At 71.4% G+C, this 14,207-nt stretch carries 14 protein-coding genes; 7 read left to right on the forward strand and 7 right to left on the reverse strand.

Going from position 1 to position 14,207, the window contains the following annotated elements:
- Positions 1 to 318 precede the first annotated feature (318 nt).
- A complete protein-coding gene (locus HZS54_RS08765; protein ID WP_179921967.1) occupies positions 319 to 906 on the reverse strand; it encodes a hypothetical protein in 588 nt (195 codons plus the stop codon).
- 160 nt (positions 907 to 1,066) lie between these two features.
- Between HZS54_RS08765 and HZS54_RS08770 the strand changes: the two genes are divergently transcribed.
- Positions 1,067 to 1,447 carry a group I truncated hemoglobin gene (locus tag HZS54_RS08770; protein WP_179921969.1) on the forward strand — a complete coding sequence of 127 codons (381 nt, stop codon included), beginning with the start codon at positions 1,067 to 1,069 and terminating at the stop codon, positions 1,445 to 1,447.
- Positions 1,448 to 1,532: 85 nt separating this feature from the next.
- On the opposite strand, the gene HZS54_RS08775 is transcribed toward HZS54_RS08770, so the two are convergent.
- The 4 genes from HZS54_RS08775 to HZS54_RS08790 form a co-directional block, all read right to left on the reverse strand.
- Complete coding sequence (locus HZS54_RS08775; RefSeq protein WP_179921971.1) at positions 1,533 to 1,772, reverse strand: hypothetical protein; 240 nt, start codon at positions 1,770 to 1,772, stop codon at positions 1,533 to 1,535.
- 52 nt (positions 1,773 to 1,824) lie between these two features.
- Positions 1,825 to 2,028: a hypothetical protein gene (locus tag HZS54_RS08780; protein ID WP_179921973.1), complete on the reverse strand. Its 204-nt coding sequence runs from the start codon at positions 2,026 to 2,028 to the stop codon at positions 1,825 to 1,827.
- 8 nt (positions 2,029 to 2,036) lie between these two features.
- On the reverse strand, positions 2,037 to 2,396 hold the full coding sequence (locus HZS54_RS08785; RefSeq protein ID WP_179921975.1) for a winged helix-turn-helix domain-containing protein: 360 nt from the start codon (positions 2,394 to 2,396) through the stop codon (positions 2,037 to 2,039).
- Positions 2,397 to 2,488: 92 nt separating this feature from the next.
- Positions 2,489 to 5,440, reverse strand: a complete 2,952-nt coding sequence (locus HZS54_RS08790; protein WP_179921977.1) for a PAS domain S-box protein — start codon at positions 5,438 to 5,440, stop codon at positions 2,489 to 2,491.
- 147 nt (positions 5,441 to 5,587) lie between these two features.
- Here HZS54_RS08790 and HZS54_RS08795 point away from each other — a divergent pair, with 147 nt between their 5' ends.
- Positions 5,588 to 5,896: an Hsp20/alpha crystallin family protein gene (locus HZS54_RS08795; protein ID WP_179921979.1), complete on the forward strand. Its 309-nt coding sequence runs from the start codon at positions 5,588 to 5,590 to the stop codon at positions 5,894 to 5,896.
- 85 nt (positions 5,897 to 5,981) lie between these two features.
- On the opposite strand, the gene HZS54_RS08800 is transcribed toward HZS54_RS08795, so the two are convergent.
- The gene (locus HZS54_RS08800) at positions 5,982 to 6,689 is read right to left on the reverse strand and encodes a hypothetical protein (protein WP_179921981.1); all 708 of its coding nucleotides are present in this window, start codon (positions 6,687 to 6,689) and stop codon (positions 5,982 to 5,984) included.
- Between the two features lie 105 nt (positions 6,690 to 6,794).
- On the opposite strand from HZS54_RS08800, the gene HZS54_RS08805 reads away from it, so the two are divergent.
- From HZS54_RS08805 to HZS54_RS08825, 5 genes are all read left to right on the forward strand, one after another.
- Positions 6,795 to 7,817, forward strand: a complete 1,023-nt coding sequence (locus HZS54_RS08805; RefSeq protein WP_179921983.1) for a hypothetical protein — start codon at positions 6,795 to 6,797, stop codon at positions 7,815 to 7,817.
- 29 nt (positions 7,818 to 7,846) lie between these two features.
- Positions 7,847 to 8,431, forward strand: a complete 585-nt coding sequence (locus HZS54_RS08810) for an SRPBCC family protein (RefSeq protein ID WP_179921985.1) — start codon at positions 7,847 to 7,849, stop codon at positions 8,429 to 8,431.
- 148 nt (positions 8,432 to 8,579) lie between these two features.
- Positions 8,580 to 9,902, forward strand: coding sequence for a transporter (locus HZS54_RS08815; protein ID WP_179921987.1), 1,323 nt, complete (start codon positions 8,580 to 8,582; stop codon positions 9,900 to 9,902).
- A gap of 139 nt (positions 9,903 to 10,041) precedes the next feature.
- On the forward strand, positions 10,042 to 11,814 hold the full coding sequence (locus tag HZS54_RS08820) for an ABC transporter permease (protein ID WP_179921989.1): 1,773 nt from the start codon (positions 10,042 to 10,044) through the stop codon (positions 11,812 to 11,814).
- Positions 11,815 to 12,014: 200 nt separating this feature from the next.
- The gene (locus tag HZS54_RS08825; protein ID WP_179921991.1) at positions 12,015 to 13,124 is read left to right on the forward strand and encodes an ABC transporter ATP-binding protein; all 1,110 of its coding nucleotides are present in this window, start codon (positions 12,015 to 12,017) and stop codon (positions 13,122 to 13,124) included.
- A 44-nt stretch (positions 13,125 to 13,168) separates the two neighbouring features.
- On the opposite strand, the gene HZS54_RS08830 is transcribed toward HZS54_RS08825, so the two are convergent.
- Positions 13,169 to 14,167, reverse strand: a complete 999-nt coding sequence (locus tag HZS54_RS08830) for a substrate-binding domain-containing protein (protein WP_179921993.1) — start codon at positions 14,165 to 14,167, stop codon at positions 13,169 to 13,171.
- Positions 14,168 to 14,207 lie beyond the last annotated feature (40 nt).

The raw sequence follows: 14,207 nt of genomic DNA on the forward strand, positions 1-14,207 counted from the left end.
CCACCGCGTCCTCTCGGGTCCGCCGACCGGTCCGGGAGCGGCGACGGTATATTCAGGAGTTCGACAGATAGCCAAACCACTAAACGACGGGGGCGAGAAGCGACGGCCGTCACGAGCCCACCTCGTCGGGGGACCTGTGCATCGGCCCGGGCAGCGATGCCCGATGAAGCCATCCGGCCGAGGGCGTGCATCGCTGCCTCCCGACGCCAGTCCCCCTGCGACTGGTCGACGGTGGGCCCCACGCGAGCCATACGTGGGAACGACTGCCAGCGAGGTCTCATCGGGCAGCTGCGGCCCGGACCTCGACCTGCTTCGGTCTCAGCCCCGTATCGATAGCTCGACCTCGGGGAGACACGTCGGCGACCGACAGCCGGCGAGCGTCGACCAGACGGTCGACCGGATCTCGCCGTCGAACAGCCCGACCTGAGTGGCCGAGGAGTTGCAGTCGAAGAACCGGCACGGCACTTTCAGCGTCTGCTCGGCGCCCGCGTCGGGGACGCCGACGGTGACGAGATACGGCGACGGCTCCAGCAGCGACACCCGCACCGCGGCGTCGTCGGGGATCGCGAACGACCGATCGAGCGGTCGCGTCTCCGTCGCGTAGTCGTGGATGTCGACGACCGTCTCGTCGTGGCTGGCGGCGTTCCAGACGGCCACGTCGTGGGGGCGGAACGCCTCGGGGACGCCCTCGCGACTCCCGACTTCGACCGTCCGGTACGTCTCCGTCGGGTCGAACGCGTCCAGATCGCCGGTACCCATCGGGTACTCGCCGGGCGTCTCCGGCAGGTCGGTGGCCGGTTCGCCGGCGGGCCCGTCGGAACGCGACCCGAGCGGTCCCGAGGGACAGCCGGCAGCGGTGACCGAGAGGGCCGACCCGAGACCGGCGAGGACCTGGCGACGGTTCACGGCCGGCGTGTCGCGGGCCAGGCGGAACTGTCTTTCCCCGGTGGCCGGCGCTGGTCTCCGGTCTCCGAAGACCGCGGCCCGAGACGACCGAGACGGGTCGGTGTGCCAGCTGGTGGGAACGAGCGGTACACCCAAATCCCTCGACAGCGGTCGTACGCCCATGACCGGAGAGACACTCTACGACCGACTCGGCGGGCGCGAGGGGATCGAGGCGGTCGTCGACGAGTTCTACGATCGACTGCTCGACGACGACGAACTCGGGCCGTTCTTCGAAGACGCGGACATCGAGATGCTGCGGCGGACCCAGGCGGACTTCCTCTGCGAGGCCGCGGGCGGGCCGGAGACGTACGACGCGGCGCCGGTTCGGGAGGCCCACCTCCACGTCCCGTTCACCGAGGCGCACATCCAGCGAGCGATCGACGTGCTGGAAGCGACGCTCGCGTCGTTCGACGTACACGACGAGGACGCCGACGAGGTGGTCCAGGCGATCGCGGCCTACGAGGCAGACTTGCTGGCGACGCCGGCCGACGACGAGGACTGAGCGGGGCGCTCGTACTCACGGGTGCGGTCGGCCGCACCGTCGTCGGTTCCGTGGGCGCCGTCGTCGGTTTCGCGAGCGCGGCGAGTCAGTCGTCGGGGTGCCGGGCGAGACGCGTCTCGACTTCCCGGACCGGTCGGATAGCGGTCTCGCCGGGGTCGGCCCGGCGGATCGCGGTCTCGCTGTCGTCGACCCGCCGGATGGCCGTCGCGGACGGCCGGCTCGGCGCGGGGATACCCCGCAGTCGGTGGTCCGCGGCGGCGTGCCGTGAGCGGTCGTCCGGGTCGATGCGCCGGTCGCAGTCGAGACAGTACCAGCGGTCGGTCATGGCGATCGGTGGTCGGGTTCTGGTCGGGTCCGGTGCGATCGGTCGCTCGCCGTCATCTGCGGTCGCTCGGCGGTCGTCCGTCGGCGCTACCAGTCACGAGCGGTCGCTCCCGGTCGCGCGGACGCCGCTCGATGGTTACCCGGTGTTCGACGCCCTGTTCGCGTCTGTGGGCGCGTTCCGCCGACAGCGCCGCGGCGACCGTGGGCGCCTCGGCGGTGAACGAGCACGTCTCGCAGTCGACGCTGAACCGCGCCATCGCTCCGGTCAGTCGCTCCCGACCGCCGACCGCGACAGGTCGGCGATCCGACCGGGGGCGGTCGGTTCGGACGATTCGCCGGCGAACTCGACGGCGAACCCCTCCTCGCCCATCGTCACGACGGCGCCGTCGAAGCGCAGCTCGTAGACGTTCTTGGGCCGGCAGTCCTCCGGTAGCCGGTTTTTCTCCGCGACGAGGTCGGCCTCCTGGAGCCGGTTGACCTTCCGGTAGGCCGTCGACAGCGGGATGTCACACTCCTCGGACAGCTCCGGGATGGTCTTGGCCTCCGTGCGGACGGCGTCGAGGATCGTCTTGCAGTCCTCGTCACCCACCGCGTCCAGAAACGCCCGGTCTCTACCCTCTGACATCTGTATCTAGCGTTTCTCCGCCGGGAGCCATAGCCGGTGGACCTAGTCGACTAGTGACGAGAATTCGACGGCTGTCGGTAAACGCTAGTCAACTAGCGTTCGAGTCGTGTCACGTCCGGCGTGGTCGCGTCCTCGGCGTCGACGAGGAGTTCGAGGACCTTCCTGGTGCCCTCGCGGACGTGGCGGTAGAACGTGGGCGAGGCGACGTCGAGCACGTCGGCGAGTTCCTCGCCGGTGGAGTGGCGGGGCGAGGCGAAGAAGCCGGCGTGGTAGGCGAGCGCGAGCGCCTCGCGCTGGCGGTCGGTCAGGCGCTCCTCGACGGCGGTCCGGGTCAGCTCGACGGTCCGCACGTCGCGGTCGCGGGTCCGCTTGGCGGCGAAGACGGTGTCCTCGCCGGCGGCCTCGACCGCGGTGATGAGCGTCTCCACGTCCGAGCGGGGCGCGGTCTCGCAGCGGACCGTCGCGACCTCGCCGGTCGTCTCGAAGGCGCGGACGGTCGCGCCGTGCTCGACCAGCGCGGCGACGGGGTCGGCCCCGCCGGTCACCTCGACGACGCCCGTCTCGCCGTGGGCCTCGACCACCCGGGCTCCGGCCACGTCGTCGCGCTCGGCGAGCGCCTCGGCCACCGCTTCGGGTCGAGCGCCGTCGACGGCGACGTAGGCGACGTACCCCGCCGCGGCCGGCGCGACGCCGTCCAGCGAGAGCCGACAGCCCAGCTCGCCCGCGACGCTCGCGGTCGGCGAGTCGCGGGCGCCGACCTCGAACTCCAGTTCGACGACCGTGTCGGTGTGGAGCAGCTGCCGGTTCTCGGCGGCGTTGATGGCGTGACCGACCCGCTCGCCGAGCTCGGCGAGCAGTCCCCGCTCGTACTCGTCGAAGGCGTCGGGTCGCGCCGAGTAGACGGTGACGACGCCGAGCACGGAGTCCCCGTAGACCGCGGGGACCACCGCCTGGGACTGGAACCCGTGGGCCAGCGCGCGCTCGCGGCGCGGTCCGCCGCTGGGCGCCGTCGTGAGGTCCCGGACGGCCTGGACCTCGCCGTCGGCGACCGCGCGGCGGTAGAGGTCGTCCTCGCCGGCGTTCCCGACTCCGTCGCCCCCGCCCGCAGCGTCTCCGGGTCCGTCGGTCGCGAGCGCCGGGTCCAGCCCTTCGACGAACTCGTCGTCGACGCCGGCCCACTCGCGGGGCGCGATCTCGTCGGCGGCGGCGTTGTGGTCGCCGATCCACGCCGCGAGGTACGCCTCGGAGGCGGCCAGCCCCTCGCAGACGCCGCGGTCGACGGCCTCGCGGGTGTCCGCGCGCGCGAGTTCGCGGTTGATCGGTCGCAGGCTCTCGATGATCTGTTTGATCCGCCGCAGGGAGTTGCGCTGGCTGCGCAGTTCCCGCTCGCGGCGCTTCTGGTCGGTGATCTCGTCGTTGACGGCGACGAACCGCTCGATGTCCCCCGAGCCGTCGACGATCGGCGCGATCGTCTGGTTGACGACGTAGGGCTTGCCGGACTTGCGCCGGTTGCGCACCTCGCCGGTCCACACCTCGCCGTCGAAGATCGTCTCCCAGAGGTCGGCGAAGAAGGCGTCGTCGTGCTCGCCGGAGTTGAGGATCGAGGGGTCGGCCCCGACCGCCTCGTCGGCGCCGTAGCCGGTGACCCGCTCGAAGGTCGGGTTGACGTACTCGATGGTGCCGTCGGTGTCGGTGACGTACACCGAGTGGCCGGCCTGCTCGACGGCCTTCCGGAAGGTGCGCAGGTCCTCCTCGGCGCGCTTGCGGGCCACCAGCGCGCCGAGGTCGGCCGCCACGTCGGTGACGGCCTCGACCAGTTCCTCGTCGGCGGCCCGCCGTTCCCGCAGGAAGAAGATCAGCACGGCCACGACGCCGTCGTCGGTCTCGATGGGGACGCCCAGCGCCGCCTGGAGTCCCACCTCGTCGGCCAGCGCCGTCCGGTGGAACACCGACGCCGGCTCGGCGGCGGCGTCCGGGATCCACTCGGCGGACGCGCTCGCCCACACCCGCCCGGGCAGCCCCTCCCCGGCGTCGAAGGTCACGTCGCGGCTGGCCCGCAGGAACGGCTCCAGCCGCTCGGACTCGGCGTGGCCCACGAGGTGTTCGAGGGCGGCCCCGTCGGCGGCGGGCACCCACGCCTCCCCGTAGGCCCATCGCGTGCGCGCGCAGACCGCTTCGAGGGTGGTCTCGACGCCCTCGCGGAAGCCGTCGGCGTCGGCGATGGCGTGGTTGACCGTCGCCAGCAGCTCGCGCTCGTCGGCCAGCCGCTTGCGGTCGGTCCGGTCGCGCAGCCGCAGGTCGAACCCCGCGACGCCCCCGTCGGCGTCCCGGCGAGGCGCGACCGAGACGGTCGCCCAGAAGTCGCTCCCGTCCCGGCGCAGCCGCCACCCCTCCGTCTCGGTCGCCCCGTCGGTCCGCGCGGTGGCGAGCGTCTCGGCGGGGTCGGCCGCGGCGTCGTCGGGGTACAGAAGCGACAGGTCCGAACCGACCGCCTCGGCGGCCGACCACTCCGTCAGCGCCGCCGCGCCCGCGCTCCAGCCCGCGATCCGGCCGTCGGCGTCGAGCGCGACGCGGGCGACGCCGTCGTCGGGCGGCGACTCCCGCTCGCGCTCGCCCCGCGTGAGCGTCACCACGACCCGCCCGCCGTCGGCGGGGCTGACCGTCGCGGCGACGCCGCCGTCGGTGGTCCCGGTGGTCTCGTCCGCACCGATGGTCTCGTCGGCGCTGCCGTTCCCGTCCGCGTCCGGCGCGGGCCACGCGACCGTCCGCTCGGCGCCGCCGTCGGCGACCGCCGCGACCGCGTCGACCGCGCGGTCGGGGAGGACCGTCTCGACGGATTCACCCGTCAGATCGGCCGGTTCGCGCCCGAGGTGTCGCTCGACGCTCGCGCTGGCGAACGAGACCCGCTCGTCCTCGACGACGAGGACGCCGGCCGCGGTCGCGCTCGCGACGGCGTCGAGTGTCGCCCGCGCGTCCGCGCCGTCGACCGCGTCCCCGCCCCGGTTCGTTTCGCCCGTCTCCGACTGCGACCCGTTGCCCGTCACGTTGGCGGGAACTACGTCGCGAGCGCGCAAAAGCGTACTCCACGGGCTCGACGGCGTCGGGACGGGCGAGACCAGTGTTCTCAGCGAGCTGTAACTACCGAAACCAACGTACGCCGGTGGGGGGTACGACCGAACGGGGCGACTCCGATGACACACCACCCCGACCACGACGTCGAACTGTACCGCGACGACGGGACCTACCGGGTCTTCGTCGACCTGCCGGGGTTCGACCCCGAGGACATCGAGGTGACGTGGGTCCACCACCGGCTGACGGTCTCGGCGCGGCGGACCGGCGGCCCCGGGAGTTCGCGCGTCTTCGACCACCAGGTGAACGTCCCGCGGGCGGTGGACGACGACGGCATCACCGCGACCTACCGGGAGGGCGTCCTCGACGTCGAACTCCCGGTCGACCGCGGGGCGGACCCGCCCGGTCGACGGATCGAGATCGAAGAGTAGGGAGCGGTCGGGTGGTTCGGGCGGCGGTCCGGCGGGCGGACCGCGACCGCGAGTCGGACTCCGAGAACGAGCGGCGACCGCCGGGCTAGACGACGGTGAACTGGTCGGCGACCTTCGTCTCGACGGTCTCGTCGTCGGCCTCGACGCTGACCTCGTAGCGGTAGGTCCCCCGTTCGGTGTCGGCGTCGGTGGCGATCTTCGACCCCCAGGTGTCCGACGAGTAGGCCTCGTGGTCGCCCTGCCAGTTCAGTTCGAGCGGGCCGTACTCGGCGTCGGGGAACTCGACGCGCACGGCGTCGACGGCGTCGTCGCCGAGCGGGTCGCCCGTCTCGGGGTCGTAGAGGGCGACGTGGAGGCCGACCTCCATCCCGGCGGCGAACCGGCCGAGGCTGGCACAGGAGGTGGTCGTCGGCGGGGGCGTCGGCGTCGGGGTCGGCGTGGGGGTGGGCGTCTCGGTCTCCCCGTCCCCGTCCCCGTCCGGCGTCGCCGCGGGGTCGTCGGTGCCGTCGCCGGAGTCGGGCGTCGGGGTCGCCGGGCCGACGGGGTCGTCGGTGGTGGTGGTCTCGGTGGTGACCGTCGGCGTGTCGGTGTCGTCGTCGCCGGTGCCGGGGTCGGTGATGTACTGACAGCCGGAGACACTCGCCGTGGCCCAGGTCGCCGCGCCCGCCGCCATGAGTCGCCGTCTCGTCACTCGCCCGTCGCCCGCCGAGTCGGACCGGTCGCTCTCGGCTGGCGGTTCGTCCTGTTCGCCCGCGCGACCGCCGCGGTCGGCGCCGGAGGTGTCTTCAGCCATCTCGCTAGGGTCTTCGGGGAGTTCGGGGAAAACGGCGGGCGTCTCTCCCAGCGAGTTAGAACTACGGGGAGGGTTTTGTCGACACCTCGTGGAGTTGCGTGTGTAATGAGCCGCGACAGCAGCTACTCGACCGAGGAGGAATCGCCCACCGGCCCGGACGAACCCGAGGACGGGGCGACCCGCAGGCGCGTGCTCGCGGGCGGCGCCGCCAGCTGGGCCACCGTCGCGCTCGCCGGCTGTCCCGGCGGCGACGCCGAGACGGACACCGCCGAGCCGGCGGCCACCGACACGGCAACGCCGACGGACACGCCGACGCCGACGGCGACGCCCGAGCCCGAGCCGGAGAACTACGTCGTGACCGCCGAGACCGGGACGGGTGAAGTCCCCGAGGGCGCGGCCTTTGCCTCCGCGTGCTCGGCGACGCGGCGGTTCGTCCCCGGGATGCTCGCGGTGTTCTACGTGGGCATCTACGACCCCGAGACGGGCGAGCAGCTCACCGACGAAGACCTCGACAGCGTCGCCGTGAACGTCGACGGCGGCGACACGGTCGAGCTGGCCTGGGCGGGCGACGACGAGGAGAACCCCGCCGAGGAGTGGGCCGGCTCCTGGCAGCTCCCCGACGACATCTCGACGGGGACCTACGCGTACACGGTGGAGGTCACCGACGGCGACGCGAACTTCCGGGCGGTCGGCATCCTCGAGGACGCCATCGAGGTCATCGAGTACTCCAACCCGACGAACTACGTCGTCACGACCGAGACGTTCTGGAACGGCGCGCCGGTGGAGTCGGCGGGCGGCTTCGTCGGCGGCTGCGTCCCCGAGCGGCAGTTCAGCCCGGAGATGGACGTGACCTTCTCGATCGGCATCTACGACGGGTCCAGCGGCGACCTCGTCGGCGGCGACGCCCTCGACTCCGTCACGGTGGAGTCGACCGACGGCGCCTTCGACCCCGTCGAGCTGTCCTGGCAGGAGAGCGGCGAGGAGACGACCGCGCAGTGGACCGGCACGCTGGAGACCGAGGCGCTCGACCCCGGCAGCTACGGCTACGAGGTGGTGGTCACCGACGGCGAGGCGAACTTCTACGACGTGGGGATCGCCTCGAACCAGTTCACGATCATCGAAGTGTAGCGGCGGCGCAGCCCCGCGGTTTCCCACCAATGAACCAGCCCGATAACTCGCGATCCGAGGAACCGACCGGCGACGACGCCGAGCAGCGCCCCGCGGAGCGCCCGGACGAGCGGGCCGACGACGGCGGAGCGCCCGCGGCCGAGGACGACGGCGTCGAGCGTCTGGAGTTCGCCGACGCCGTCTACGTCGACGCCGAGCCCGGCGAGCTGTGGGACCACCTCTCGGACCCGGCGACGCTCACGGAGTGCGTGCCCGGCGCCGACGCCGTCGAGCGCCTCTCCGAGCGGCGCTACTCGGTCGAGATCACGCGGGGGGTGAGCCGCCTCACCGTCTCGCTGTCGGGCGAGGCCGAGTTCGTCGAGATGGACCCGCCGGACCACGTCGTCACGAGCGCGAGCGCCTTCGACTCGACGACCGGCAGCGAGTTCGACGTGCTCGCGGCCATGGAGATCCAGGACGGCGACCGCCACGCCTCGAAACTGGCCTACACCGCCGAGGTGACCTACAGCGGCGGGGCCGCCACGCTCAACCCGTCGGTACTGGCTCCCATCGTCGAACGGGACATCGACACCTACTTCGCGAACCTCACGGCGGCCATCGAGGGCGACGACTGAGCGGCGCCGCGCCCGCGAGGTCGCCGCGGTCGCCCGTCCGACCGGTCCGGTCAGCGACCGATGCCCGCCGGTCGAATCCCGATCGACTTCTTCCCATCGAATAGCAATCTCCACTACCCGTTTATCCGAACGCGGGGTAGCTGCGTGTATGACGGAACACCGATCGACCGACCCCGAGCGGGGATGCGACGAGCGCGGCGACCGGCGGCGTCGGACCGGTTGGCCCTCGCGGCGGGCGTTTCTCGCGACGGGCGCGGCGGTCTCAGCGGCGTCGCTCGTGGGCTGTCTCGGGTCGGGCTCGACGGCGACCTCGACGCCCGACGCGGGCGGCGCGGCGACGAGCGGCGGGGACGAGACGACGAGCGCCGGGGGCGGGTCGACGGCCGGCGCGAGCGCGACGGCGGCCGGGGAGCCCGAGCCGCCGTGGACGACGGAGCAACTCGCCGGCTACGTCGACGACGGGGCCGAGGTCACCATCTACGCGGGGACGGGCGACTCCCAGCAGTGGTACGACCTCGTCGACGTGATCAACGACGAGTTCGGGACGACCGTCGAGGCGACGGTGTTCGCCAGCGACGGCGCCGCGGTCTCCCAGCGGCTCCTACAGGAGCGCCAGGCCGGCGAGGACAAGGCCGACGTGGTCAGCGTCGCGTCGAACCTCCGCGACCGGATCAAACAGAAGGGCCGCGAGGAGGGGACCGCCTACGCGAAGGAGTGGTTCGAGTGGGGCATCGACGAGAACTTCTGGTTCGCCGACGCCCTGCCCGACAAGCGCGTGCTCCCGTTCCTGGTGTCGGGGTTCAACGGCGGCGCCGGCGTCGTCCTCCCGGTGAGCACGGAGATATTCGAGGAACAGGGGCTGGACTACCCCGAGACGTACAACGACCTGTTCGACGACCAGTACGAGGGGCTCGAAGTGGCCTTCTCCGGCTACGTCAGCTCCGGGATGATCGGCTGGATCACCCGCTATCACGCCGGCCAGACGGAGATAGGCGAGATGGAGTGGATCCGGAGCCTGATGGATCGGTTCGAGGTGGTCGGGGTCAACTCCCACTCGGCGGGGATGCGCGAGGTCGGGAAGGGCAACGCCGCGATGATGCTGTACAACTGGCCGTGGGCGGCCGCGCCGTTCGTGAAAAACGAGGATCTGGCGGTGGAGGGCATCTTCACCGACCCCGCCAAGCGCAACGCCACGGAGGGCGGCCTGAGCATCAACCGGAACGCCCCGCACCCGTGGGTCGCCCGCTACTTCGTCAGCGCGATGCTCGAGAAGTCGGTCCAGCGGCGGATCCTGACCGACGTGACCGACCAGGTGCCCGTCCGGACGGACCTGGACCTCTCGGGGATCGACGTCGACCCCTACACGAAGCGGCGCCTGAACGCGAACCTGTTCCCGATCGGGTTCTGGGAGTCCGCGGAGTACTCCACCCTCGGACAGAAGGCGGTCGACACCGGGATGTTCGAGCCGTAACCGACGGCCGACCCTGCCGGCTTCTCCGACCGAACCCGGCGACGGAGCGTCGAGCGACGAACGGCGCACTTCGACGGCGGTTCCCCCGCTTCACTATCATGGACGACACCGACCCCCCGAACGCGTGCGGAGGCGAGCGATGAGCGTCCGCGACGGGGTACTCGCCGCGTTCAGGAGCGGCGTCGGCGGGCTCGCCGACCGCCGGCTCTCGGCCAAACGACTCGTCCTCGGGACCGTCGTCGCGGGCGTCGCCGTCCTGACGCTGGTGCCGCTCGTCTTCCTCCTGTGGACGAGCGTCTGGTCGGGCTACCCCGGCGAGATCGGCGGCGCGTTCACGCTCGAACATTTCGTCGCGGTGTACCGCGAGGGCTTTTTCGACGTGCCGACGCTGCTGGCCAACACCCTTATCGTCGCGGTGGGGATGACGGCCACCGGGGTCGCGCTCGGGCTGACGCTGGCCTGGCTGTTCGTGCGGACGAACCTCCCGACGAAGGGTGGGCTGGAGCTGGTCCTGCTGTCCGGGCAGGCGATCCCCGGGTACGTCTTCGGGATCATGTATATCACCGCGTACGGCCCACAGAACGGGCTGGTCTCGGTCGCCGTCGCCGAGGCGGTCGGTCTGGAGTCGCTCTCGGTGGGCCTGTTCACTCCGTGGGGAGTCGCGTTCGTCGCGGGCGTGAACGTCGTCTCGACGGCGTATCTCCTGACGGTGCCCGCGCTGCAGGACATGGACGCGTCGTTCGAGGAGGTGAGCCGGATCCACGGGGCGAGCGTCACCGAGACGTTGCGGTCGGTGACGCTCCCGCTGGTCAAGCCGGCGCTGCTCTCGGCGGTGATCACGGTCTTCCTCTACGGCATGGGGGAGTTCGCCATCGTCTCGGTGCTCGGCTCGCGCCGGGGGTTCGACGTGTACTCGACGGTGATCGGCTCGGCGATCGGCTCGCGGTTCCCGCCGGCCTACGGCGAGGCCGCGGCGCTGTCGTGTAGCCTGCTGCTCGCGACGGGCGTCCTCGTCTACTACTACCGCCGGGTGACGAGTCGCAAGCGGGACTTCATGACGCTGACCGGCCGGACCGGCCGGCGACGGACCTGGGACCTCGGGCGGTGGCGGTGGCCGCTCGCGGGCGGGCTGTGGGCCGTCGTGACCCTCGTGTGGCTCCTGCCGATCCTCGCGATGGCGCTCACGTCGCTGCACTCGACGTGGACGGGGACCGTCCGTCTCTCGGCGCTCTCGCTCGAACACTACGTCACGGCGGTCACGAGCCCGGGGCTGCGCGAGGCGTTCGGCAACAGCGTCCTGGTCGCGGTCGGCGCGGCGACGCTGGGGACGGTCCTCGTCGTCGGGGCGGCCTACTACACCGAGCGGACCGACGGGCGATTCCGCGGCGCGGTGGACTTCCTGACGCTCACGCCGCTGGCGGTACCGGGGATCATCACCGGCGCCGGCCTCATCCTCCTGAGCCTCTGGGTCGGCAAGCTCCCGGGCGTGACGCTCTACGGGACCCTCGCCATCATCGCCCTCGGCTCGGTGATCGTCTTCCTCCCGGTCTCTTCGCGCATCGCCGTCGGGAACGTCGTCCAGATCCACTCGGTCCTAGAGGAGGCCGCGCGGGTCGCCGGCGCCTCCTGGCTCCGCCAGCTACGGGAGGTCTTCCTCCCCCTGTTCCGCAACACGGCGGTCGTCCTCTGGTTCTTCCTCGCGGTCCACGTGTTCCAGCTGCTGTCGATCCCCTGGATGACCTACTCCTCGGACACGGTGGTGATCCCCGTCGAGCTGTTCCAGCTGTACATGTACGAGCCGGCGCTGTCGCTGGTCGCCGCCATCTCGACGGTGTTCATCGGGCTGACCGTCGTCTTCGTGCTCGCGATGCGGCTCTGCGGGATCACCTTCTACGAACTGGGGCAACACTGAGGCGTCGCTCGCGGTCCCCTCGGCGCGCTCTCCCCGATCCGACTCCCTCGAATCGCCCCCCTCCCGTCGGGTAGTTCCCACGCCGTAGAAATCCGCGGAGGGGGTTAATGCGTGGGCGCGGTACCGACACGTGAGCGCGGCGAGCCGTGGCCGGTCGGAGACGACCGGTTCGCCGGCCCGCCAGGGACACCACCACAGCTATGGACACCGAAACGCGGCTGACGGTACGGGACTTGGAGAAGGGGTTCGGCAGCGAGTTCCGCCTCTCGGGGGTCGACGTGACGGTCCAGCCCGACGAGATCGTGGCTCTGCTCGGCCCGAGCGGCTGCGGCAAGACGACGGTCCTCCGGTGTGTCGCCGGCGTCGAGACCCCCGACGGCGGCGAGATCGCCGTCGACGGCGAGCCGGTCTTCGACGGGACCACGTCGCTGCCGCCCGAGCGGCGCGACCTGGGAATGGTCTACCAGAACTACGCGATCTGGCCCCACAAGACCGTCTCCGAGAACGTCGTCTTCCCGCTCGAACACGCGACCGACGTGCCGAGCGACGAGTACGACGAGCGCGTCGTGGAGGTGCTCGAGTTGATGGAGATCGCGGACCTCGCGGAGTCGCCGGCGACCGACCTCAGCGGCGGCCAGCAACAGCGGACCGCGCTCGCGCGCGCGATCGTCCACGACCCCGGACTCCTGCTGCTGGACGAGCCGCTGAGCAACCTCGACAAGGAGCTGCGCAAGCACATGCGCTACGAGCTCCAGCGGCTGCAACACGAACTCGGGCTCAGCGTGCTGTACGTGACTCACGACCAGCAGGAGGCCTTCTACCTGGCCGACCGGGTGCTCGTGATGAACGACGGGGCGGTCGTCGAGCGCGGCGAGCCCGAGGCGCTGTATCGGCGGCCCGACTCGCCCTTTACCCGGCAGTTCGTCGGCGTCCGGAACCGGTTCACTGGGACGACCGAGTCCGACGGCGACGGCGAACGGGTCGTCCGGACGGGGTTCGTCGACTTCCCGCTGGGTAACGTCGACTACGTGGGCAACGGCGGCGAGACGGACGACGTCGAGTGTTTCCTCCGCCCCGACGACGTCCAGATCGGCCAGTTCGCCGGCGAGGTCGACGGGCGTATCGAGCTGTCCGGAACCGTCGTCGCCGAGGGGATCATCGGCGACCGCTACGAGCTGACGGTCCGGGTCGACGACACCGACGCGACGCTGGTCGTCCACACCGAGAACTACCGGCAGTTCGACCGCGGCGACGGGATCAACCTCCAGTTCCAGCCCAAGGCCCTGCAGGTCTACGAGGTCGAGGCCTGACCGGCGGCTGGAGCGCGCCGGCCGAACCGAGTGACTCGACCGCGTCAGGTCCGCGCGACCGAGCAGTCGGCGAACAGGTCGTCGAGGTCGTACCGCCCGGGGATCAGCCCCTGGTGTTCGGCGTACTCCTGGAACTTCTCCAGCTCGGGGACGGTGCGGTCGGTCAGGCCGTACTCCCAGGCGTCGTCGCCGAGGACCCGGTCCTGTTCGACGAGGTGGAGGTGCGCCCAGGTGTTGGTCGTGTGCGTGCTGGGGCTCAGGTTCGCCTCCAGCGCGTCGTCGCGGGCCTCGCGGAAGGCGTCGAACAGCGAGACGGCGAGCCACGGGTGTTCGTCGAGCAGTTCGTCGCGGACGGCGACGGTATGCATGATCGGGTGGATCCCGGTGTCGCGGTAGTACTCGCGCTCGGTCTCGACGGGGTCGTCGAACATGAGCGCGGCGTCGTCGGACTCGACGACGCTGTGGAACATGGCGTTGGCCGGCTCCATCGCGGCGACGAGGTCGCCGTCGAAGAACATCGCCCGCAGGTCATCGGGGTCGACCATCGCCTCGCCGCCCTGCTCGCCCGGCACCGTCCGGATGTCGTAGCGGTCGGGGATATCGACCGGCACGTCGTCCTCCTTGCGACGATACCAGGTCACCTCGGAGAGGTCGAGCCCGTAGCGCTCGCGGGCGATGCCGCGCATCCACACGTCGCGGGTGGTCTGCCAGGACTGGACGCCCACCCGCTCGCCCGCCAGGTCCGACGGGTCCTCGATGCCGGCGTCGGTCCGGCGGTAGCAGAACGACTGGGGGAACTTCTTGCAGGGGAAGACGGGGATAGCGGTGAAGGGGTACTCCTCCGGCCGTTCGCGCGATGAGAGGTACGACGCCAGCGACACCTCGCACACGTCGAAGTCGCCCCGTTCGAAGAACCGCCGGTGACGCCGCGGGGGGTACTCGGCGATGACGGTGGCGTCGACGCCGTCCGGTTCGACCGCGCCCGTCAGCAGCGACCGCGTCAGGTCGCGCGTCCAGCAGGCGACCGACAGGTCCAGTGCCATACCTGGACCGTCGCGCGTCGCGGCCGTAAGCCCGGTCGAA

Origin of the sequence: Halosimplex pelagicum (assembly GCF_013415905.1) — an archaeon.
Taxonomy (GTDB): domain Archaea; phylum Halobacteriota; class Halobacteria; order Halobacteriales; family Haloarculaceae; genus Halosimplex; species Halosimplex pelagicum.